Annotated in this window: 14 protein-coding genes; 10 read left to right on the top strand and 4 right to left on the bottom strand. The window is 39.5% G+C overall.

The genetic code is table 11. The features are described 5' to 3' along the window. The first annotated feature begins 103 nt into the window (after positions 1 to 103). The 8 genes from M2419_RS22050 to M2419_RS22015 all read left to right on the top strand — a co-directional run bounded on the left by M2419_RS22050 (position 104) and on the right by M2419_RS22015 (position 8,808). Positions 104 to 340 carry an acyl carrier protein gene (locus tag M2419_RS22050; protein WP_028070665.1) on the top strand — a complete coding sequence of 79 codons (237 nt, stop codon included), beginning with the start codon at positions 104 to 106 and terminating at the stop codon, positions 338 to 340. A 27-nt stretch (positions 341 to 367) separates the two neighbouring features. Beyond that, complete coding sequence (gene fabF / locus M2419_RS22045; RefSeq protein ID WP_120333106.1) at positions 368 to 1,621, top strand: beta-ketoacyl-ACP synthase II; 1,254 nt, start codon at positions 368 to 370, stop codon at positions 1,619 to 1,621. A gap of 84 nt (positions 1,622 to 1,705) precedes the next feature. Beyond that, a complete protein-coding gene (rnc, locus tag M2419_RS22040) occupies positions 1,706 to 2,446 on the top strand; it encodes a ribonuclease III (RefSeq protein ID WP_075990857.1) in 741 nt (246 codons plus the stop codon). 24 nt (positions 2,447 to 2,470) lie between these two features. Further along, positions 2,471 to 3,853 (top strand): histidine--tRNA ligase, encoded by a 1,383-nt coding sequence (gene hisS / locus M2419_RS22035; protein ID WP_182330318.1) that lies wholly within the window; start codon positions 2,471 to 2,473, stop codon positions 3,851 to 3,853. A 243-nt stretch (positions 3,854 to 4,096) separates the two neighbouring features. Then, positions 4,097 to 5,092, top strand: coding sequence for a pyruvate dehydrogenase (acetyl-transferring) E1 component subunit alpha (pdhA, locus tag M2419_RS22030; protein ID WP_046674850.1), 996 nt, complete (start codon positions 4,097 to 4,099; stop codon positions 5,090 to 5,092). Between the two features lie 29 nt (positions 5,093 to 5,121). Further along, a complete protein-coding gene (locus tag M2419_RS22025) occupies positions 5,122 to 6,747 on the top strand; it encodes a pyruvate dehydrogenase complex dihydrolipoamide acetyltransferase (RefSeq protein WP_259255619.1) in 1,626 nt (541 codons plus the stop codon). 382 nt (positions 6,748 to 7,129) lie between these two features. Continuing rightward, entirely contained in the window at positions 7,130 to 8,320 is a 1,191-nt protein-coding gene (locus tag M2419_RS22020; protein ID WP_153844921.1) for a serine hydrolase, read from the top strand. A 128-nt stretch (positions 8,321 to 8,448) separates the two neighbouring features. Next, entirely contained in the window at positions 8,449 to 8,808 is a 360-nt protein-coding gene (locus tag M2419_RS22015) for a CoA-binding protein (RefSeq protein ID WP_153844922.1), read from the top strand. On the opposite strand, the gene M2419_RS22010 is transcribed toward M2419_RS22015, so the two are convergent. The 3 genes from M2419_RS22010 to M2419_RS22000 form a co-directional block, all read right to left on the bottom strand. Next, positions 8,805 to 10,055: an ROK family transcriptional regulator gene (locus tag M2419_RS22010; protein ID WP_153844923.1), complete on the bottom strand. Its 1,251-nt coding sequence runs from the start codon at positions 10,053 to 10,055 to the stop codon at positions 8,805 to 8,807. The two genes, M2419_RS22015 and M2419_RS22010, sit on opposite strands and share 4 nt — an antisense overlap. 151 nt (positions 10,056 to 10,206) lie before the next feature. Further along, positions 10,207 to 13,608, bottom strand: coding sequence for a DUF1080 domain-containing protein (locus M2419_RS22005; RefSeq protein WP_259255618.1), 3,402 nt, complete (start codon positions 13,606 to 13,608; stop codon positions 10,207 to 10,209). Between the two features lie 12 nt (positions 13,609 to 13,620). Then, positions 13,621 to 14,889, bottom strand: a complete 1,269-nt coding sequence (locus tag M2419_RS22000) for a Gfo/Idh/MocA family oxidoreductase (protein ID WP_088160080.1) — start codon at positions 14,887 to 14,889, stop codon at positions 13,621 to 13,623. Between the two features lie 384 nt (positions 14,890 to 15,273). Here M2419_RS22000 and M2419_RS21995 point away from each other — a divergent pair, with 384 nt between their 5' ends. Both M2419_RS21995 and M2419_RS21990 read left to right on the top strand, forming a co-directional pair. Beyond that, positions 15,274 to 17,415: a glycosyl hydrolase family 95 catalytic domain-containing protein gene (locus M2419_RS21995; RefSeq protein ID WP_259255617.1), complete on the top strand. Its 2,142-nt coding sequence runs from the start codon at positions 15,274 to 15,276 to the stop codon at positions 17,413 to 17,415. A gap of 168 nt (positions 17,416 to 17,583) precedes the next feature. Continuing rightward, complete coding sequence (locus tag M2419_RS21990) at positions 17,584 to 18,831, top strand: glycoside hydrolase family 88 protein (protein ID WP_159731401.1); 1,248 nt, start codon at positions 17,584 to 17,586, stop codon at positions 18,829 to 18,831. A gap of 196 nt (positions 18,832 to 19,027) precedes the next feature. Here M2419_RS21990 and M2419_RS21985 read toward each other — a convergent pair whose 3' ends face one another. Next, on the bottom strand, positions 19,028 to 22,903 hold the full coding sequence (locus tag M2419_RS21985) for a hybrid sensor histidine kinase/response regulator transcription factor (RefSeq protein WP_153844927.1): 3,876 nt from the start codon (positions 22,901 to 22,903) through the stop codon (positions 19,028 to 19,030). Between the last annotated feature and the right edge of the window lie 133 nt (positions 22,904 to 23,036).

The following is a 23,036-nucleotide window of genomic DNA, read 5'->3' as shown; positions in this document are numbered from 1 at the left end:
CGCCTAACGTGGTGACTTTCATCTAAATATCAATTTAGGTTTGAATTTTGATGAAATTTATTTTTCTTTGCACAGATTTATTAAACAATTAAACTATAAAATCATGTCAGATATCGCTTCAAGAGTAAAAGCAATTATCGTTGAAAAATTAGGTGTTGACGAAAACGAAGTAACACCAGAAGCTTCATTCACTAATGATTTAGGTGCTGATTCACTTGACACTGTTGAGTTGATCATGGAGTTTGAAAAAGAATTCAACGTTGCTATTCCTGATGATCAAGCAGAGACTATTGGTACTGTTGGTCAAGCAATCGCTTATTTAGAAAAAAACGTTAACTAACTAATTTAATTAGGCTAATCGTAATAAATGGAGCTTAAAAGAGTAGTAGTAACAGGATTAGGCGCCCTTACACCAATTGGAAATACCGTCTCAGCTTACTGGGAGGCGTTAATAAATGGTGTAAGCGGAGCTGCTCCTATTACGCATTTTGATGCGTCAAAATTCAAGACTCAGTTTGCATGTGAGGTAAAAGGGTTTGATCCGCATGAATTTATGGATCGTAAGGAAGCTCGTAAAGTCGATCCTTTTGTACAGTATGCAATTGCGTCAACAGATGAGGCAATTAAAGATGCTGGCTTAGATTTTGAAAAATTAGATACAAATCGTATCGGAGTAATTTGGGGTTCAGGAATTGGGGGTTTAACAACTTTCACTGAAGAAGTTGCAAATTTTGCAAAAGGAGATGGAACACCTCGTTTCAATCCTTTCTTCATTCCTAAGATGCTCGTTGATATTGCTCCAGGACATATTTCAATGCGTCATGGTCTTCGTGGTCCCAATTTTTCTGCCGTATCGGCTTGTGCCTCAGCTACCAATGCAATGATAGATGCTTTTAACTATATTCGTATGGGCAAAGCTGATGTGATTGTTACGGGTGGATCAGAAGCTACAGTCAATGAAGCTGGAATTGGTGGGTTCAATGCTATGCATGCTTTGTCAACCAGAAATGACGATCCTAAAACAGCCTCGCGTCCTTTTGATAAAGATAGAGATGGTTTTGTTTCGGGAGAGGGTTCAGGTGCCTTGATCTTAGAAAGTTTGGAGCATGCCTTAGCACGTGGAGCAAAAATCTATGCAGAGATTGCAGGGGGTGGAATGAGTGCTGATGCACATCATATCACAGCATCGCATCCTGAAGGATTGGGCGCAAAACTGGCTATGACAATGGCTGTAAATGATGCAGAGATGGATTTTTCAGATATTGATTATATCAATGTTCATGGGACTTCTACACCGGTCGGTGATATTAGTGAAACGAAGGCTATTGTTGACCTGTTTGGTGAACACGCCTATAAATTGAATATCAGTTCAACTAAATCAATGACAGGACACCTTTTGGGTGCTGCAGGGGCCATAGAAACTATCGCTTCTATATTGGCTGTTCAAAATGATATTGTCCCTCCGACAATCAATCACTTTACAGACGATCCGGAAATTGATAATAACTTGAATTTTACATTCAACAAAGCGCAAAAACGTACCGTTAATGCGGCGTTGAGCAACACATTCGGTTTCGGTGGGCATAATGCTACCGTTATTGTGAAAAAATATAAAGCTTAATGTTTGATCCTTCAAACATGGTTTGATAATATGAGCTAGCGACAGGTTCTTTAACTAGGACTTGTCGCCTTATTTTTAGAAGAGATGCCTTTTGCAAGGATATATAAATTATATTTTTCGCCAGATCGGGAATACGTTAGAAAACTAAAAAACCTGCTTGGATTTGTTCCCGGAAATGTACATCTGTACAAGATGGCGTTTAGACACAAGTCTGTCGCCGTTACAATTAAGGAGGGCGCAAAGAATAGCAACGAACGTTTAGAATTCTTGGGTGACGCTGTTTTGGGTTCGGTTGTGGCTGAGCTGTTATTTAAGAAGTATCCTTATAAAGATGAAGGGTTCCTTACTGAAATGCGCTCAAAAATTGTCAGTAGAGCAAACCTAAACCAGCTTTCCAGAAAGTTGGGGTTTAATGAGCTTATCCAGTTTGATGCGCGAATGATCAGTTTTCCGAATAAACAAGGATCCTTATTGGGAGATGCTTTTGAGGCATTGGTAGGGGCAGTCTATCTGGATAGGGGCTATGTTTTTACAAAGAGCTTTTTATTGAATCGAATTATTAAACCGCACGTCGATATTCATCTATTGGAACAGACGGAAACAAACTTTAAGAGTCGATTGATTGAATGGTGTCAACATACTGGCAAAGAGATCGTATTTCGGCAAACAGACAACCCAGAAGGGGAGTCTTCTAAAATGTTTAGTATTGAAGCGGTCGTTGATGGCGTTGTTTGTGGGCTTGGCCGTGATTTTAATAAGAAATCTGCGGAGAAATCTGCTGCCGAAAAAGCCTGTGAATTCCTTAAAATTCTGGAAGTAGAATAAAGGATTTTATTAACTTTGCCAAATATGGCAGTAGTAAAACCTTCTTTGGCAAAAGGAACGCGTGATTTTTCACCTTCCGAAATGATCAAACGTAACTATATTTTCGATACACTGAAAACGGTATTCAGAAAATATGGCTATAATGAAATACAGACCCCTTCATTTGAAAATTTGACAACTCTTACCGGTAAATACGGTGACGAGGGTGATAAATTGATCTTTAAGATTCTTAATTCGGGTGATTATTTGGCGAAAGCGCCAGATAACCTGCTTCATGATAAAAATTCCAATAAGCTCATTCCTCATATATCAGAGAAAGCACTACGATATGATCTTACGGTGCCGTTTGCACGCTATGTTGTGATGCACCAAAATGATATTACTTTACCATTTAAGCGTTTTCAGGTACAACCTGTGTGGCGTGCAGATCGTCCGCAGCGCGGAAGATACCGTGAGTTTTATCAATGTGATGTCGACGTGGTCGGGTCAGAAAGTCTATTGAATGAAGCTGAGTTTATTTTGATTTATCAAGAAGCCTTCGAACGTTTTGGACTGAAAGATTTTAATATCAAAATCAACAACCGGAAAATTCTTTCAGGTATTGCTGAAATCATCGGAAAACCGGAACTGATTGTGGATATGACCGTCGCGATCGATAAATTGGATAAAATCGGGTTGGAAGGTGTCAACAAAGAGCTGTTGGAAAGAGGTTTTACAGAAGCAGATCTTGCTATTTTGAAACCTATAATTTTATTGGAAGGCTCGAATGATGAGAAACTGTTTTCCTTAAAAACGATTTTAGCAACTTCTGCTGTCGGTTTAAATGGTATTGCTGAGATTGAAGAAGTGTTTGACTATGTCAGCAAATTAGGTGCTGAAGAAAAGTTGCTTAATCAAATCATAGATCTGGATATTACATTGGCTCGAGGTCTTAATTATTATACAGGTTGTATCTTTGAGGTCAAGACGAATGAGGTTGCCATGGGAAGTATAGGTGGCGGTGGTCGTTACGATGATCTCACAGGTATGTTTGGGCTGAAGGGGCTGACAGGAGTCGGTGTTTCCTTTGGTGCGGATCGCATCTATGATGTGTTGGAAGAGCTGGAGTTATTTCCTATCGGTAAGGCCGATTCTACCAAGCTCCTGATTATAAATTTTGATAAGCAACTGGAAAGTTATACCCTGAATTTACTCAATAAGCTTCGGAAGGAAAATATCGCTTCGGAACTCTATGCTTCTCCTGTAAAATTGAAAAAACAAATGGGTTATGCGGATGGGAAAGGAATTCCCTACGTATTATTAGTGGGTGACGAAGAGGCTACTTCAGGGCAATTGTCTTTAAAGGACATGGAAATCGGGGAACAGATAAAGGTAACTGAAAGTGAGCTGATACAAAAACTTCGATAGCAAACAGTTTGCATAAAATAGATTAAGCCAAATGATTATTAAGTCCTTTGGCTTTTTTATTTTCATAAGTTTTTGATTTATTTGATTGTGCCGTTCATTTATTTGCAATCAAATGCTATATACTTTAAATCAAATGTCTTAGAAGTGTCTTAAAGTATAAATAAAATTGATTTTTGGGCAAGGAAATTCGTCCAAAATTATTAGATTTGTAGTCTAGAATAGTAAGAAAATCAAAACTTTGAAATGAGTTCAACACCTATAACAAAAGAGACATATTTGGAGTGGTATAAGTCTATGTTACTTATGCGTAAGTTTGAAGAAAAAGCAGGTCAACTTTACGGACAGCAAAAGATTCGTGGTTTCTGTCACTTGTACATAGGACAAGAGGCTGTAGTCGCTGGAACGATGTCAGTAATCAAACCTGAAGATTCTTTAATCACTGCTTATCGTGATCACGCCCACGCTTTGGCTAAAGGCGTTTCCGCAAATGCTTGTATGGCTGAATTATATGGAAAGATCACTGGTTGTTCAAAAGGTAAGGGAGGTTCTATGCACTTCTTCTCCAAAGAACACAAATTCATGGGTGGCCATGGTATTGTTGGTGGTCAGATTCCTTTAGGTGCTGGTATTGCATTTGCTGAAAAATATCTTGGTACAGATAATGTAAATATCTGTTATATGGGTGATGGAGCTGTGCGTCAAGGTGCATTCAATGAGACATTGAACATGGCGATGTTGTGGAAACTTCCGGTTATCTTCGTGTGTGAAAACAACGGTTATGCAATGGGTACTTCTGTACAACGTACAACGAACATGCAGGATATTTACAAAATGGGCTTAGGTTTCGATATGCCTTCTGCTCCGGTTGATGGAATGGATGTTGTTGCTGTACATAATGCGATGGACGAAGCTGTTCAACGTGCTCGTGCAGGAGAAGGTCCAACATTCCTAGAAATTCGTACATACCGTTACAAAGGACACTCGATGTCTGATCCAGCTAAATATCGTACGAAAGAAGAACTAGAAGCGTATAAAGACCGTGACCCATTGTTGTCGACTAAACATGCTATTTTAGAAAACAACTATGCAGATGACGCTTGGTTTGCAGAAGTTGAGGCTGATGTGAAAAAGGTCGTTGAGGAGTCTGTGAAATTTGCAGAGGAATCTCCTTATCCAACTGCAGATGAATTGTACAAAGATGTATATGTACAACAAGACTATCCATTTATTTTAGATTAATACTCTTTAACTTGATAATATAATAAAGAATGGCTGAAGTAGTAAGAATGCCGAAAATGAGCGATACAATGACCGAAGGGGTCATCGCGAAATGGCACAAAAAAGTTGGTGATAAAGTAAATTCTGGTGATTTAGTAGCTGAGATTGAAACAGATAAAGCTACGATGGACTTTGAGTCTTACCAAGAAGGAACTCTTTTATATATTGGTCCCAAAGAAGGCGAAGCAGTAGCTATTGATGCTGTTATTGCTGTTTTAGGAGAGCCGGGTGAAGATTTTCAAGCATTGTTGAGTGGTGATGCACCTGCTGCTGAAAAAGCACCAGAAAAAACTGAAGAAAAAAAAGCAGAAGAAGTTTCTGGATCAGAATCTTCGGCTAGTACTGTAACTCCTGAAGAATTGGGATGTACAGTTATTACAATGCCTTTGTTAAGTGATACCATGAAAGAGGGCGTCATTGCGCAATGGAACTTCAAAGTTGGTGATACGATTAAATCTGACGATGCTATTGCTGATGTAGAAACTGATAAAGCGACTATGGAAGTTACAGCTTATGCTGATGGTACCTTGTTATATGTTGGTCTTGAAGCTGGACAAGCTGCAAAGGTTAACGATATCATCGCGATCGTTGGTCCTGCTGGAACTGATATCACACCTTTGTTAAATCAAAAATCTGCACCTGTAAAGGCGGAAAGTGCTGAAGCTCCTAAAGCTGATTCAGCTGCTGCTGTAACTGCTGCACCGGTAGCATCGTCTTCAAGCGATGATTCTCGTGTGAAAGCTTCTCCTTTAGCACGTAAAATTGCACAAGAAAAAGGGATCAACTTAGGTGATATCAAAGGTTCTGCAGATGGTGGCCGTATTGTGAAGAAAGACGTTGAATCATTTGTTCCTGTTGCTGCACAACCTGCGGAGACAAAAGCTGCTCCTGCAACCGAAGCAAAAGCAATTACTTTGCCTACATTTGTTGGTGAAGAGCGTTATACTGAAAAACCAGTTAACCAAATGCGTAAAACTATTGCGCGTCGTCTAGCAGAGTCATTGTTTACAGCTCCACACTTTTATTTGACTGTATCTATTGACATGGACAATGCAATGGCTGCTCGTGCACAGATCAATGAGATTGCTCCAGTAAAAGTTTCTTTCAATGATATCGTTGTAAAAGCTGTTGCTGTTGCCTTGAAAAAACATCCTGCTGTAAACTCTTCATGGCAAGGCGATAAAATCCGTTTCAACGAGCATACCAACATTGGTGTTGCAATGGCTGTTGAAGATGGTTTATTAGTTCCTGTTGTGCGTTTTGCAGATGGTAAATCATTGTCACATATCTCTGCAGAGGTGAAAGACTTCGCCCAAAAGGCGAAAGCTAAAAAATTACAGCCTGCGGATTGGGAAGGATCTACATTTACAGTTTCCAACTTAGGTATGTTTGGAATTGACGAATTTACATCCATTATCAACTCACCAGATGGAGCTATTCTTTCTGTTGGTGCTATTCAAGCAGTTCCTGTTGTTAAAAACGGTGCTGTAGTTCCTGGTAATGTAATGAAAGTGACTTTGGGTTGTGATCACCGCGTGGTTGATGGTGCAACTGGAGCTGCATTTTTGCAAACATTAAAATCTTTGGTTGAAAATCCAGTAAGATTATTAGCATAATCCTTTAATAGAGGAATTAAAAGCCACTTTAGTAATAAAGTGGCTTTTTTTATGGCCTTAATTGATTAAGCTCATTCCACGGGAAAGCTTTTTTTACCGATAGTTTCTATCGTTATCTGTTTGGTTGAAGTAAGTGCACGTTGTCCAACGCTATAGTAAAGGAGACTCTGTGCGTAAAAAAGGTAACATATACGATGAATAACAATTATTGTGGGGAAAAATTCGTTTTTTTATACTAAAATCTTCATTTTAGCATTATTATCAGTATGCTGGTCCTTCTATTACGAGCTTCAATAATTTGATATTATTTAGGACACAGGCAATAGGCGGTATTTATTGATATACAATACAGAAAACACAAAAATCCGGGAGACTTAGTATAGTGAAATTATTTTTTTTAAAGGGAATAGTCGCTCTTTTGTTTGTATCTACAGTGGCTTGTAGTTCAAAAGAGAAAAAACAGAAGGAAGCAGCGATAGCGCAGGCAAAAGTGGATAGCACAAGGCTCATCTATAATCCAAATAATGCAGATCAGAAGATCGATGCTTTTATGAAAAATCTTCATTCAAAAGCTGCATTCAATGGGAATGTTCTTGTTGCTAAAGATGGTAAAATTTTATATCAGAATACATTCGGCTGGGCCAATTACTTAAAACGGGATAGTCTAAAAATTGATGACAAATTTGAACTCGCTTCCGTTTCTAAACCGCTTACAGCTGTCGGAATTTTAAAGTTAGTGGAGGCAGGAAAGTTACGGCTCGATCAAACGATCAATGACTTCTATCCAGATTTTCCTTATCCTGGTATTACCATAAAAATGTTATTGACACACCGTTCGGGATTACCTAATTACGTTTATTTTTCAGAGGAACATTGGCCTGATCGTAAGAAAGGAATGACGAATCAGGATGTGATGAAAATGCTGACCGAATTTAAGCCTAATCGCTATGGTGCGCCAGGAGGCCGTTTCTTTTACAATAACTCGAACTTTATGGTCTTAGGGGCCATTATTGAAAAGATATCAAAGCAAGATTATGCTACGTATATGAAAGATAGCGTATTTAATGTTGCCGGAATGACAAATACAGCTGCACTTTCTAAGGCAGTGTATGATAAAATCCCGACTAACGTTATTGGGCATGACAAGGTATGGCGAAGATCCGTCGTGCAAAATTTTCAGGATGGACCGCTTGGTGACAAAGGAATTTATAGTACAGTGCGTGACCTTTATCGTTTTGATCTTGCTTTGAGAGATGGACGATTGTTAAAGCAGTCAACATTGGATTCGGCATACCGGGGATATCCCGATGCCAAAAAGGGAATCTTTAGCTATGGTTACGGTTGGCGTACGTTTGAGCATGGTAATGATCATATCGTATACCATACAGGTTGGTGGCACGGTTTTAGACATATTTATGTAAGAGATTTGAAAAGAAACATTGTTATTGTTTTACTTTCTAATATGACGAATGGAAGCTTGGTCAAGTTGGACGAGCTTTATAAAATCATGGGAATGCCAGTATTGCGTAAAAATGCGTATAGCAATCATGGTGATTTTATCATTGATGAGTAATTTCTGAGCGATGCTATTTTGAGAATTTGGATTATCTTCTTTATCCTATTGTAATTAGCAGGCAAAGAAGATAATCTACACGCCTTGAGTGTGCATGCAACAGGTAAATACAAAAGATATAAAAAGGGATGAAAAGAACATTGATTTTAGGTGCTAGTACCAATCCTTCACGTTATTCGAATAAAGCTGCAAATATGCTGCATAAACATGGGCATGCTATCGTCAATATTGGCTTGAGTGGAGGGGAAGCTGCAGGAGTTCCTATTGAAAAGAAAGGTGAGATCTATACAGATATTGATACTGTGACAATGTATCTTAGTGAGCCTAATCAGAAAGAATATTACGATTATATATTAGCGACGAAGCCAAAACGGATCATATTTAATCCTGGTGCGGAGAATGCAGAATTGGAACAGCTCGCTATGGAGCACGGTATTAAGACAGAAAGAGCCTGTACTCTTGTCTTGTTGAGTACAGGACAGTTTTAGATTTTGGATTTATGAAGCAATTCAACCGATAGGTACTTCGTGATAAAATAATTTGTCAGACCCACGGTATTGCTGTCGAGATTTAGACTTGACACTTTTATGTCACAATGTTCCTTCAAAATGGCCATGGTATAGGAATTTATGGCTTGCTGTATCGGAATCGTGATCAATTCATTTGCTTTTGCAATTTTTCCACCCAACACGATCAATTCGGGATTGAGTAGCTGTATTAAGGATGCAAAAGCTTTTCCTAGATTTGTCCCTAGTTTTGAAATCTGATTTATTGCAAATTGATCACCCTTGTTTGCCGCTTCAATAATATGTGTCGGTGTTAAATGTTGTAATTCATCGGGTTGCAATTCATTTAATTTAGTCAGCTCTCCTTTTTGGATTTCCTGTTTAGCATTGTTGACCAAAGCAATTCCGGAAGCTACGGTTTCCAAACAGCCCCTTTTCCCACAATAGCAAAGTTCACCGTTGTCGATAAAGGGCATATGTCCTACTTCGCCGGAGTAGCCATCACGGCCTAGGTAGACTTCGCCATTGGACACGATTCCTAAACCTATCCCCCAATCCATTAGGATAATTAAACTGTTTTTTGTGTTTTTTGCCAATCCAAATTTTAATTCAGCATAAGCTGCACCTTTGACGTCATTCAGAATGAAGACCGGTTTTTTATATATGCGCTCAAAATAGTTTGTTATGGATTGATTGTCCTCATGTAAAAAAGTCTCGTTGGTACCTTCTTCAGCGTTGATTAGTCCTGGCATGCCAATAATAATCCCTGTTAGGTTCTCGGTATCAACTGATTTATCGATGAGATATTGATCAACGATTTGTGTGATAATAGCTAGATTTTCTCCATTGCGAGATAATTCATTATCAAGCTCAATCGTTTCAGCAATAATGTTCTGGTTGTTGTCCATTATGCTCAGTGTGATGGAGAAACGTTGGAGTTCAATCGATAGCACCTGAAACAATCCATCACAAAGCTTATATAAATTGGGTTTACGTCCTCCAATAGATTCTCCTTTGTCAAATTGACGGATAAAATCATCTTCCAGCAATTCTGCAATGAGGCTATTTACCGTAGGCAGGCTTAAATAGAGGTTTTTTACAATGTCATTTACCGATACAGATCCTAATTCGGCTATTAATTTTATAATGGAGATTTTATTGAACAGATTTTTCTTTTCAGGTTTACTCTCCAATTTTTTGTTAATCAGTAAGTTTACGGCTTTAGTCATAAAACATCATATTTTGAAATAGAATCCTCAGGGCTTTAATTTAGCAAAAGTTTTGGAATCATTTGGTTATTTTTCTCACTTGACAAGCAAGTGGGCTAATTAGCAAAAAGGGGATAAGATTCCTTATCCCCTCTCTACGTATAAGTTTAGACTATTTGAGTTTTTTCACTCGAATATCTTTAAAGAATACTTCGGTACCGTGTCCTAAAAACCCGATATGACCAGAGGTTCTTTTAAGCCCGGGATGTTGTTTGCCATCCAGGGTTCCATTTTTGCTTGCCTCTGCGATATCCGCATCCACGATAACCGCGCCATTCAGTGTAACTTTGATGCGATTTCCTTTCACCACTATTTCCTCGGAGTTCCATTCACCTACAGGTTTTAAATGACCTTTTTTGGCAGGAACAACTCCATAAATTGAACCGTGATATTGGTATTGCTTCAAGTCTTTATAAACATCTGCACCATCATCAAGTACCTGGATTTCCATAGCCTCATATGCGGCATCTCCTTCCAGAGGAGCGCGTATTCCCACACCATTGTTGGCACCAGGAGTTAATTTGAAGTCGAAGCGATAAATGAAGTCTGCATATTCTTCTTTTGTGTAAAGGTTTCCACCAAATTTTGCATTTGGATACACCCAGATATAACCTTCGTCATTGACGACATAAGCTTGGTTTTCTGTCCACTTGTCGAGGTTTGTTCCATCAAAAAGTACTTCAAAACCTTCTTTTTTCTCTTGATCGCTCAATTTAAAGATTTGTTTTCTTGGAAATTCCTTGATAAAAAGATCTCTATAATAAACAACTGAACCATGCGCTTGTAACTCAATTTGTTCGGTAGGGAAAATTGATTGGTTCCTATCCCAATAGTTTTCAAGAGGAATATTATCGGTTACTAACTGTCCATTTAACCAAACTGTGACTTTATCGTCTACCATTTTGATTTTAAACGTGTTCCATTCGCCAGTAGCATTGTCGGCAACCTTTAATGGTTTGCTTTCATTTTTCTGGTTGTTGTATAATCCGCCAGAGCCAACTTGGGCGCCGACTCTTGTATTTGCAATATCCCAAATTTGTACTTGTGGAGTACCTCTCAAGTAGATACCGGCATCACCTTCTATACCGCCATAGTTCTCCAATTTCCAATCTACGAGCATTTCAAAATCGCCATATTTCTTTACGGTAGCCAGATTATCTCCTTTACCACTGAAGGCAATTTCACCGTTGGATGCTGTCCAGCCTTTGCGCATGATATCGTCGGCTTTAGCTTGTTCTGCTGCTAAAGTTTTCTCGTTCATTTTACTTCGTTTGATCGGATCCGCTACTAAACCTTTCCAGCCACTTAGGTCTTTACCGTTGAACATCGAAACATAACCTTCTTTGATTGGCATTTCAGCGAGATAGCGAACAACAGCTTCTTTAAGGTATCCACTTTCACTACCCGACAATTTACCGATTACCTGTTCAAGAACCTCTCTAACCTTTTTGCCATAGAACTTGTTGTCCATTGCAATGTTCATCGCTACATTGGCCGCAGTTCCGCCAAGTTGCGCATCGTTCATTAAATCGGCGGCAAAAACTAAAGACTGATATGTTCCTGTAGGTTGTAACGCCGATAATGCTGCTTTTTTCTGGTCTGCTGTTTTGGCAACGCTGAATGCATCTTTTAATAACAAAGTTTTCTGTTCAGGCGTATTCGGAGAAGAAGAAATTGATTTAATTAATCCTCTGTATACTGTTTTGAAAAGATTATCGTCTTTTTCTGTTCGGGAAAGAGATACCAATTCTGGTAGTGCGTTGGAGGTAGACCAGCTAGCCAAAGACTCAATTGCTGCGGACCGTAGACCTGTATTATTGTTGTTAAGGTATGCAGTTACAGCTTTCAATGACTGGGCGTCACCAAGCCCAGCAAAAATAGGGAAATATTTAGCCGTATTAGGCGCTGCAGACTTCGATATATTGGCTGCTAGTTTTTCTGTTAATCCTTTTGAATTTGTGCTTGACTGAACCACATTGACAATGGCACGTTGCAATAACACAGCAGATTTATTGTCTGTCGTATTGTTTAACCTACTGAATAGTTCCTCTAAATCCGATTCCTGAGCTACATTTGGGAGTGCTTTGTTGATCGCTTCTTCGACAGCAGGGTTTGAACTCTTTATGGCTAATACAGCTTTGGATGATGCATTGTTGGAACGTTTACTTAAAATATCCAGCAATTGAATCTTTTTGTCGTCGTCTACAGTGGCAAGTGCATTGTTGACATCGGTAACGACATTTGCATCTTTCGATGAAAGGATCAATGCTTTTACCGAATTGTTGAATTGTTGATCTGCGTTGAGCGCCTGGATTAAGGTATTGGTTTCTTTACCCTGAGATAGTGTATTTAGTGCACTTAATCCAGCTAATTTAGTTACGGGAGACTGTGTTTTATTTACTAATGCTTGGATTAGTTTTAAGCTGCTTGCCGAACCATTGTGGGCTAAGTAGTTCAATACACTTTCTTGCACTTCAGGAGTACCCTTGCTTGCTAAAGCAAGCAAGCTTTTTGCGTCGGCGCCTTTTCCGTATTTTCCAAGTAATTGTAATGCAATGTTACGGTAAGCACCATTATCGCTCTTAACAGCTGCTAACAAGTTCTTTTGTTGTTTCGCTGGGTCGATGGTCGTCAATAATTTAAGCGATGCAATTTGGCCGTTGATCGATTTTACTTTTTGTGATTCCTGGAAAAACTTGTTTAGGAACTTAACCGCATCTTGGTCGTGTTTATTGTCGATCAATGCTTGAGCATAGTCAATACCAAGTCCTACCGCATCCAATTTGTCATAGCTATAGCCGGCAGCATTTAGTTTTTCCTGGAATAGCGATTCAGAAGCTGTGCCCCCGATTTTGCTCAGCGCGATTAATGCTGTCCTTTGGAAGCCATCCGAATTATATTTTTGCGTTAATCCTAAAATGGCACTTTCAGCATTTTTATCTTTTAGATCTCCGAGTGCTGTAACCAGGGCAATGGCAGTTTTCTCTGTTGTGGATGATGCTAAAGCTTTTTCTAAGACTGCTGTCGATTCAGGGGTACGAATAGATACTAGGGTTCTCGCTGCTGCATCGGCAAGATAATCGTTTGTCAAACAATTAGCGACAGCTGGTATAGCTGTATTATCGGCGCATTGACGTAACAGGCGTAGGGCAAAGACCTGATTTGTTGGTTCACTCAATTGCGCTATGGATTTTGCCAATCCTTCAACAAACACTCTTTTCTGCTGTTCTTTGCCTGGTTGGTTTACGTAAAACGAATAGCTGTTTGCCGCAAATTCTATCGGAGCATTGTTGCTACCTGGTGCTTTAAGTCCTTTGAGGAAGGTAACGACGTCATCAGAAGAAAAACCTTCCAGCTCATGCATGGCAAGTAAAAACTTTTCTTTTTCTTCGGCAGGCTGTTGTGCCAATACGTCTGCTATTTTAGTTGCAGTCGTTCTATTTTGTGGTTGCTGAGCGTAGGTTGCACTAGATATAAGAAGCAATACGGTCAGCGAATTGAATATTCTTTTCATTAGGATATCTTTTTAAATAGACCAAGGGCCTCTCATTGGTTGGTGAATTAATCTATTTGCGGCGTCGTCATTAATAAATAGCTCATTTTGGGAGTCATATTTTAGTGATCTGTTCAGTCGCAATGCTGCTAATCCCATGTTGACCAATGTACAAGAACGGTGTCCATTGATTTCATTCAGTGCAAACTTTTCTCTTGTGCGAACGGATTCCAAGAAGTCAGTAATCTGTGGTGCAGGTTCAGGGTACTGTGCAAGTTTTCTTTCCAAATCTGGTATATCTGATTGGAATCCTCGATATAATTTACCTTTTGGACCTTCAATATAGGCTGCCTTTTCATCTTTCGCTTCACCGTCTAAAATAATCTGACAACCATCGGCATAGGTAAATGTAATTCGTCTCCATGTGCCCACGGCATCCGGATGTTGCTGCGGAGCATCAACGTCGACGGTAATCGGGCTTTCGTTGTCTTTACCTAAGAAGTATTGAACAGGATCCATATAATGTTGCCCCATATCTCCTAGACCGCCACCATCATAATCCCAATATCCTCTAAAAGTGGTATGCACGCGGTGTTTATTGTAAGGCTTGTATGGTGCCGGACCTAACCAAAAATCGTAGTCAAGTTCAGCCGGTACTTTCTCCTCTGGTAAATTTTCCTTTCCTACCCAATAGAACTTCCAGTCAAATCCGGTATGTTTGCTTATCGTAACTTTCAAAGGCCAACCTAACATGCCAGTATCAACTAATTTTTTGATTTTGCTTACTGGAACATTCATTCCATAAAAGTCATCCTTGAAACGAAACCAGGTATTTAAACGGAAGATATTGCCATGTTGTGCAATGGCTTCTTTCACTTTTTTACCTTCACCGATAGTACGTGTCATTGGTTTTTCACACCAGATATCTTTTCCTGCTTTTGCCGCTTCAATGGACATCAGTCCATGCCAATGTGGCGGAGTAGCAATATGCACAATATCTACTTCCGGAGATTTAATCAACTCCCTAAAGTCATGGTATTCCTTCACACCACCGCCTAAGTCTGCTTGTGCTGCCGCTAGATGGGTTTTGTCCACATCACAAATGGCTACTGTTTTAGTTCCGGCGTAGCCAAAGTGCCCACGGCCCATATTGCCGACACCAATTACACCTTTGGTTAGATGGTCGCTCGGAGCAAGATAGCCCTGTCCTCCGAGTACAAAGCGTGGTACAATAGAAAATGCCGCAGCACCGACCACGGATTTTTTTATGAAATCACGCCTTGATGAATTCTGTTCTTTCATTTTGGTTGGATTAGTTGTTTTATAATTGATCCACTATTAGGCTGTTAAAAATAACGGCATTGGATATTTAATCTTAAAAATAGATAAAAAACTGATAAATGTAAACTGATAACTAAAATTTTACGTATTGTTTATTTGTGTTTTGTTAAAAAATAACAAAAGAATACTGTTGAATTCATTTCTTTCATATATAGCTACCCCATTATTGCCTATGCTTTGTTGTTTTATCTATTAAATTGTTACATTTCAGTGATGTAGCTATTCGATGTGATGGACAGAGAAGAGCTTGAATCTAGGTTTTCCTCAATCGTTTTCGTAAAAGAGGCTTGATTTCAGGAGAATAATCCAGCATCTTTATGGTCGCTCTGATAGCATTAAATCCTAATGATGAATCTAAGAATACTGTTTTTACTCGTTTGCATCCTATGCCAGCCATTTGGAGGATCAGCTCAATTTAGAATTCCAGTATTGGGCCATACGATTTATGAAGGTGTGTTTACCGGAAATGGTCTCCTGGGAACGATGACTTACTTAGCTGGTAAGAATTCGATGCGTGTGGATATTGGAAGAACTGATATTTATGATCATCGAGCGAATTCGGCCGATAAATTGTTTGATCAGGCGCGTATGTCGTTAGGTCATTTTGAAATGGAATTTGAAAGCCCTATTGTGCAGGCACAAGGAGAAATTCATTTAAAAGATGCCTATGCTGAGGCGAAAGTCAGCACAGACCATGGGATGGTGAGAATTCGGACGACCACCTTATCGAATGACAACATTATTTTGCTAGAGGTATTTAAAAAAGATTTTAACGGGATTTACCATCTTACATGGAAACCCGACGAAGCCATCAGTCCTAGGATGGGATTCAGCTATACGCAAAAACCGAAAAATTATCCAACAAATCCAAAAGGAAGTTTTGGCACGCAAGGCGAAACAAAATATTTTGATCAGCCTCTTCTAGCCGGGGGAGGGTATGTGACGGCTTATTGTGGCAGATCCGGCAAAGAGGTGGATACTTATTTAATTACTGTAGATTATAACCAGCAGGGAACCGCTTATGTCAAAAAGGCGATCAATTATATTCGGAATTTTAATAAGCAAAAGTTAACAAAGGGACTGGCAGCCCATCGCAAGTGGTGGACAGACTATTTTGCAGCATCTACACTGGAGCTGCCAGATACGGTTTACCAGCAGTTTTATGATATGCAACTGTATAAGCTTGCCAGTGCAACAAGGTCAGATAAACCCGCGATGGATTTACAGGGTCCCTGGACAAGTCCAACTCCGTGGCCAGCGTACTGGCTTAATCTTAATATGCAACTTGCTTATTCCCCTGTTTTCAAAGCGAACCAGCTCGGTATTGCAAACTCGTTGATCCAGATGATTGATCGGAATAAAGATAATTTAAGACAAAATGTTCCCGAGCCTTATCGCTATAACAGTTTGGCTGTTGGTCGCTCCTCGGGGCCGACATTATGGAGTCCTGTTCTTCTGGCAAAAAATGTCTCATTGGATGCGGCTTCCGATGGAGAAAAGGAACTGGGGAATCTCGTATGGCTGTTGCATAGTTATTATCAATATTATCGAGCGACCCTGTCGCAGGAAGTATATGATCGCTTATTCCCGCTACTGAAGGAAGCGATAAATTATCATTTGCACCTAGTGGAAAAGAATCAAGCAGGAAAATACCATATCGGTGTGAAAACCTATTCGCCAGAATATTCAAAAGGGTATGCTTATGATACAAATTATGATCTTTCTATTTTCAAATGGGGTCTCAAGACGCTTATTGAGCTGGATCAAGAAAGAGGCGGCAAGGATAAACTTCATGCTGTCTGGAAAGACGTATTGGCCAACTTGATTGATTATCCACAAGATGTCGATGGCTTTATGATCGCAAAAGATCTTCCCTATGGCGAGTCGCATCGGCACTATTCGCATCTAATGATGATTTATCCTTTTTACGATATAAATTGGGATCAGGTAAATAATCAGGCTCTTATCGAGCGCTCTATTGCACATTGGCAGAGCAAAAAGCAATGGTTGCAGGGCTATTCATTTACGGGGGCTGCCTCTATGTATGCCATGATGGGGAGAGGAGATTCGGCTTTGGCTTCACTGGATGTTCTATTGCAGAAATATATTAAAGCCAATACGCTATATGCTGAAAGCGGTCCGGTGATAGAAACCCCACTGGCAGCGATGGCGAGTATTCAAGAATTGTGCATGCAGTATTGGAATGGTGTATTACGCGTGTTTCCTGCTATTCCTCATAAATGGAAGGATGTTTCCTTTACCAATTTTTTGACAGATGGTGGAAATCTCGTATCAGCAGAGCGGAAAAATGGAAAAACGGCCAACATCCGGATCAAAAGTCAATATGGAGGTCGTCTATGTTTAAAATCCGATATCGGAATACCAGAGGTAAAGATACAGGGAGAGGGTACGTTTGATATAAGGAAAGACGGAATGATTGATCTGCAGCTCGATAAGGGAGCAATCGCTTTGATCAACACACATTGATAACGCGAGATTAAAGAAAGTAAGACAGGACGAGCTAAATAGGCAGATTCTGTGAATCAACGCTCTATATTCCTCAATCAATTGAAATAAGGAAAAAGAGCATATTATTGAGGTATAAAATTGAAGCGCTAATGCGCTGACCAAATAAAAATAAAAGAATAGAAAATAATGAAATTAAAACAACTTTCCGTGTTATTATTGGCCATTTTGGGTACTTCGACTGTCGTTCAGGCGCAAACGGCAAAACCAAATCTATCCAAAGCGTTTATTCAGCAGCAGCTAGATGCTGCAGCGAAGCAAATAAAAGTCCTGGCGAGTGAAACTCCGGCAGAAAAGTTTCCAAAAACTTTCGAAAATGGCAAAGAGGTATTTTCTTCGTCGAGCTGGTGGTGTTCGGGGTTCTATCCAGGGACATTGTTGTATTTATATGAAGGCACTAAAGATGAAGGGCTATTAAAGAAAGCAACTGAGAAATTGACCTATCTAGAAAAAGAAAAGAACAACAAGGGTACACATGATTTAGGGTTTATGTTATTCTGTAGTTTTGGAAACGCACTGCGTCTCACGGGTGATAACCAAAAGTATGGACCAGTACTCAGCACCGGCGCCAATTCCCTAGCATCTCGCTATAGTCCAACTACCAAAACGATCCGTTCTTGGGATCACGGATCATGGCAGTATCCGGTTATAATCGATAATATGATGAACCTGGAGTTTTTGACACAGGTGTCTAAAATGACTGGAGATAAAAAATTCTATGATATTGCGGTATCTCATGCTGAAACAACCTTGAAAAATCACTTCAGAAAAGATTATAGCTCATACCATGTGATCGATTATGATAAAAACACAGGTAAGGCCATTGGTAAAAAGACCCATCAGGGCGCATTTGATGAATCGGCATGGTCAAGAGGACAAGGATGGGCGCTGTATGGTTATACCATGATGTACCGCGAGACAAAGAAGAAAGAATTTTTGAAGCAGGCCCAGCAAATCGCAAAGTATATCCTAAGCAATCCGAATTTGCCTGCTGATCTGGTTCCTTACTGGGATTTTGATAAAGATAAAATTGCGCAGTCAGATAAAATGTATCCGAATAAGGATCTGCGGGATGTATCTGCGGCGGCATTATATGCATCTGCTTTGTTAGAGCTCTCACAATACACAAAGGGAAGTGAAGCTTTGAATTATTTTGATAAAGCAGAAACGATTCTTAAGAACCTGTCGAAGGTACCTTATCTGGCACCTTATGGTCAAAATGGTGGGTATATCTTACAACACAGTGTTGGAGCGCTGCCATTAAATTCGGAAATCGATGTGCCGTTGACTTATGCAGATTATTACTATGTTGAAGCCTTGGTTCGTTATCAACGCCTATTGTCCGGAGAACCTATGATCAAAGAGATCGCTAAATAAGGTTGTCAACAGTTAAAAGCTTATTTTAGTGGGATCAGATCGTTTAAAAAATGATTTGTTTTAAGTAAGGCTCGAACTTGATTAAAAACGTAGTTAAAGCTAAAAGACAGAGGTGGCTATGCCACCTCTGTCTTTTTTATTGGGAATAACAGCGTTTATTGAGCATTACGGAGACTACAGTTCGATATAACAGGGTTTAGCTATTCTGGTTGGGCGTAGCGGTTTGTTCCGACGGATTGTATCCAAACTGTTTTTTAAATTCCTTACTAAAGTACTTCCTGTCCGAAAACCCCACAGCATAGGCGATCTCACTGATGTTCATGTCAGAATTCAGTAGTTCTTTCGCTTTGTTTAGCCTATACGTTTTAACATAATTATTGAGCGATAAATTGGATATGGCCTTCAGCTTACGATAGAGAATTGGAGCGCTCATTCCCATTGTACGCGATATAAAATTAACATCAAAGCTATCTGACTGGATATTTTCTTCGATCAACTCATTTAGGGATGAGATGAATTGCGCATCAAGTTCATTGTCGAATGAAGCTGTTTTGACCTGAAATTCTTTACTCTTTTTGTGGCTGATAGCCAGGAGGTTTTGAGCAGAAAGAAATAGTTGTTTATTGTCGAAGGGCTTTGTTAAATAGATATTTGCACCCTGCTCCAGGGCTAAGGTTTGTGAATGGCTGTCTGTTACGGCTGTCAACAAAATGAACGGAATATGGCTTGTCACCATATTTGTTTTAACGGCCTGACACAGTTGGGCTCCATCCATATAAGGCATCATCAGGTCTGAAATAATAAGATCAGGGATATATTCCAATGCTTTGGAAAGAGCTTCTTCGCCATGATCAGCCGTAATGATTGTGTAGGTGTCCTGAAACAGACTGACTACCGTTGCTAATAATTCTTTGTTGTCTTCTACAATTAAAATAGTTTGTTGCAAGGAAGTATCGAGCGTGTTTGGTACCAGTATGCTAACGTCTTCTGCTTCCTTTGCAAGGAGGCCTATTGCTTGTGGCTCTACTTTCTCGCCAGCTTGTTTCGGTAAGGTTACCGTAAATACCGTCCATTTTCCTTTTTCATCGTCCTGTGAAAAACAACGAATCTCTCCCTTGTGCTGCAGTACAATTTGTTTGGTAAGTGCCAAACCAATGCCTGTGCCGATCGCATCATTAGCTTGTTCTTCACGATAGTATTCTTCAAAAATTTTAAACTGATTGTCTGTGGCAATGCCAATGCCGTTATCAACTATGTTTATGGAAAACGAGTCCTCGCTTTCGATCAGATCCAGATAGACTGTACCATATTCGGGTGTGTATTTGATGGCATTGGAGAGTAGGTTAAACATCACTTTGTCAAATTGGACTGTATCGATGGACTGCAGTCCTACAGCATCCAACTGACGTATATAATAGTTGAGATGTTTTGTTTTGGCAAGGTCATTCAGTAAGTAGAACGTATCTTCTATGTATTCTCTAAAAGAGATGTCGGTTTTCTTCAGCACAAAGTGTTTGTCATCGAATTTTTTAAAGTCCAGCAGCTCGTTGATTACACCAAGGAGTTTACTGGCATTCTTTTTTATCCGTTTTACTTTGTTTTGAGTAGCGGTAAGATTGGCCGTTTCGGAAATAATTTCGTCTAATGGAGCTGTAATCAAAGTCAAGGGTGTGCGAATTTCGTGCGATATCTGTGTAAAGAATTTTATTTTCTTTTCCTGTTCCCGTTCTGAATTGATCAACATCTCACGTTCGACAACGAACTTGATGACAAAATGTACCCCCAGCGTAAACAAGCCGGCATACAACAGATACGCCCACCAAGTTCTCCAAAAGGGAGGTTTAATATCGATATTGATCCGTAGGGGTATACTGCTCCAGATGCCGTCGTTATTACTAGCGAATATGGTCAAGGTATGCATTCCGACTGGAATATTGGTATATCGTATTGACGGAGTACTTGTTTCAAGCCAATCCTTGTCAAAACCATCGAGCTTGTATCGGTATCTATTCTTTTGCGGTTTGATGAAATTAGAACCTGAGAAATTAATCGTAACAAAGTTTTCATCATGTCGGAGTTTGAGCTGATAACTGTTGGGATCTGTTGTTTTCTGAATCCGTCCGTAGTTCAATGGTGTCTCTTCAAGAAAGATATTTCGGAAAAATACCTCAGGGATAGTCAGATTGAAGATTATTTTTCGGGTATCCAGGGCAACTACACCATTGAGAGTTGTGACGAATAGTGTTCCTGTTTTGCTGGCAAAGACTTTGGCTCCAAGTAAATTTTTGACCGGTAAACCGTCATACTGATTCAGGAGGTAGCTATGTTTTGTTTTGGGATTATAGCATATTAATCCATTTTTACTGGTAAGCCATACCTGCTTGTTCACAAAGATGGGCCAGCCTAGCGAATTGTTCGGAAAGCGAGATACCTTGGTTAAGTGATCATGCTGATCAAAATGATATAAGTATTCTTTGGATGTCAGCCAGATGTCCCCGTTCGGATGAACATAAAACCCACCTAGCGTCAATGTATCCAGCTGTTTTATTGGTTTTATGTTTGATTCATTCGTTTTTTTGCGAAAAAGTGTACCTCCTCTGAGAAAATATGTCTGCTGTTTATTGTCCGCTTGGATATCATCAATTGTGCCTGTTTTTAATGCAGCGTTATATGCTGCAGGTTTTCCAGGATCGACGATGTAAAGCCCTTTATTGGTTCCGAGGTAAATGCGGTGAACTGGATCGACATAAATGCTATAAATATTGTTTTTGAGATTCAGGAGATCTTTTTCCAGGTAAAAGTGTTGTGTGTTTCCAGATTGTGCATCGATAATGGAATAACCGCCGCCATACTGTGCCGCATAAATTTTGTTATCTCTAACGTATAGATCCTTGATCAGGTTTGACTGGGTTAATTTAGACAAAGGGGAGGTCATTTCTGTTCTTTTGTCAATTTTGTTGATTCCTTCTTCTTCTGTTCCAATCCAAAACGCATTTTCTGACTCTGCGAAACTGCCGGTGATATCGCTGTTGAGGCTGAGACCAGGACGTGAACGTGTTGAATAATGCTGTATGGGGATCAGATCGGGGTAGATGGCATTGATTCCTCCAAAATAAGTTCCTATCCAGGTGATCTGTTGTCGATCAATAAAGATATCATAGATAGAGTTTTGACTCAATGAGTTTTTGACGGAGGTATTATGTTTATAATTTAGGAAATGTGGTGCCCCATTAAAGATGGAGAGTCCTTTTAATGTACCGATCAAGAGGTCTCCCTGTTTAGTTGGGACGATTTTTCTGATGTTATTGCTGAGCAGATTGCTATTTGTTTCTGTTAGATTATTCCATTTTTTATCAACGAAGTTGTATTGGAATATTCCATGCAATTTTGTGCCAACCCACAGGATGTTTTTATGAAGATACATTGTGCTGAAAATCTGTTCTTTTAGCGGCAGGGGGGATGCTATAAGATTCTGGATCGTAGAAATTTGATTATTTTTTAATGAAAAGGACGTTATACCATCCATGCTCGCCATGATATAGGTTTCCGGTCCTGTCTGAATAATCGATTGTACACGGGATTGGTTAATGATTTTTTTTAGATTGTAGGTGCCTGCTGTGGGGATAGCCTGAAAGAGCCCTTTGTCGGTGCACAGAAATATTTTGTCTGAAAAGATCTGTATGTCGGCGACGGCAATTTTTTCTTGAAAAGGTTTTCCCTGTTTAAATACCGCTTTGCGTTTGTCGATATCGAAAATGAATAACTGCGTTGCTGTAGCAATGAAAAGGTCATTATTTGCGTTGATGGCAATCTTGTTAATGTAATCTACCTTTTTAAATACCGTATCCTGTACGAGAATATTGGTGATATTTTGGGAGTCATATACAAAAAGGTTGGCTCCGCCGCCGAACCAAAGTTTACCTTGTTTATCTTGAGCAATTGCTAATACCGCCTGTTTATCCAATACGTTCTCCTGGCTTAGTGTCTCAAATTTTAAATTCTGGGCATGACAAATGGAAATGATGGATATCAACAGCAGAAATTGTCGCGATAAAATAGGTAGTATGCTCATGGTTATGGGGTATTTGTGTCAAATTTAAGATTTTACCCCCAAATATTTATGAATTTCACCCCTCTTAATTTGCTCATAGACTCATCTTTGACCTATTAAACAACCAATTTTTATCATAAAACTAATTTCCTAA

This window comes from Sphingobacterium sp. BIGb0116, from assembly GCF_024808035.1.
GTDB lineage: Bacteria > Bacteroidota > Bacteroidia > Sphingobacteriales > Sphingobacteriaceae > Sphingobacterium > Sphingobacterium paramultivorum.
The sequence above is the reverse complement of the archived record's forward strand: the minus strand, read 5'-3'. Positions and strand labels throughout refer to the sequence as shown.

Coding starts and splice junctions, on each gene's coding strand:
- M2419_RS22050 (WP_028070665.1), top strand. CDS start 104: ATGTCAGATATCGCTTCAAGAGTAAAAGCAATTATCGTTGAAAAATTA.
- M2419_RS21990 (WP_159731401.1), top strand. CDS start 17,584: ATGAAATTAAAACAACTTTCCGTGTTATTATTGGCCATTTTGGGTACT.
- M2419_RS22025 (WP_259255619.1), top strand. CDS start 5,122: ATGGCTGAAGTAGTAAGAATGCCGAAAATGAGCGATACAATGACCGAA.
- M2419_RS22010 (WP_153844923.1), bottom strand. CDS start 10,055: ATGACTAAAGCCGTAAACTTACTGATTAACAAAAAATTGGAGAGTAAA.
- hisS (WP_182330318.1), top strand. CDS start 2,471: ATGGCAGTAGTAAAACCTTCTTTGGCAAAAGGAACGCGTGATTTTTCA.
- M2419_RS21985 (WP_153844927.1), bottom strand. CDS start 22,903: ATGAGCATACTACCTATTTTATCGCGACAATTTCTGCTGTTGATATCC.
- rnc (WP_075990857.1), top strand. CDS start 1,706: ATGCCTTTTGCAAGGATATATAAATTATATTTTTCGCCAGATCGGGAA.
- M2419_RS22000 (WP_088160080.1), bottom strand. CDS start 14,889: ATGAAAGAACAGAATTCATCAAGGCGTGATTTCATAAAAAAATCCGTG.
- fabF (WP_120333106.1), top strand. CDS start 368: ATGGAGCTTAAAAGAGTAGTAGTAACAGGATTAGGCGCCCTTACACCA.
- M2419_RS22015 (WP_153844922.1), top strand. CDS start 8,449: ATGAAAAGAACATTGATTTTAGGTGCTAGTACCAATCCTTCACGTTAT.
- M2419_RS22005 (WP_259255618.1), bottom strand. CDS start 13,608: ATGAAAAGAATATTCAATTCGCTGACCGTATTGCTTCTTATATCTAGT.
- pdhA (WP_046674850.1), top strand. CDS start 4,097: ATGAGTTCAACACCTATAACAAAAGAGACATATTTGGAGTGGTATAAG.
- M2419_RS21995 (WP_259255617.1), top strand. CDS start 15,274: ATGATGAATCTAAGAATACTGTTTTTACTCGTTTGCATCCTATGCCAG.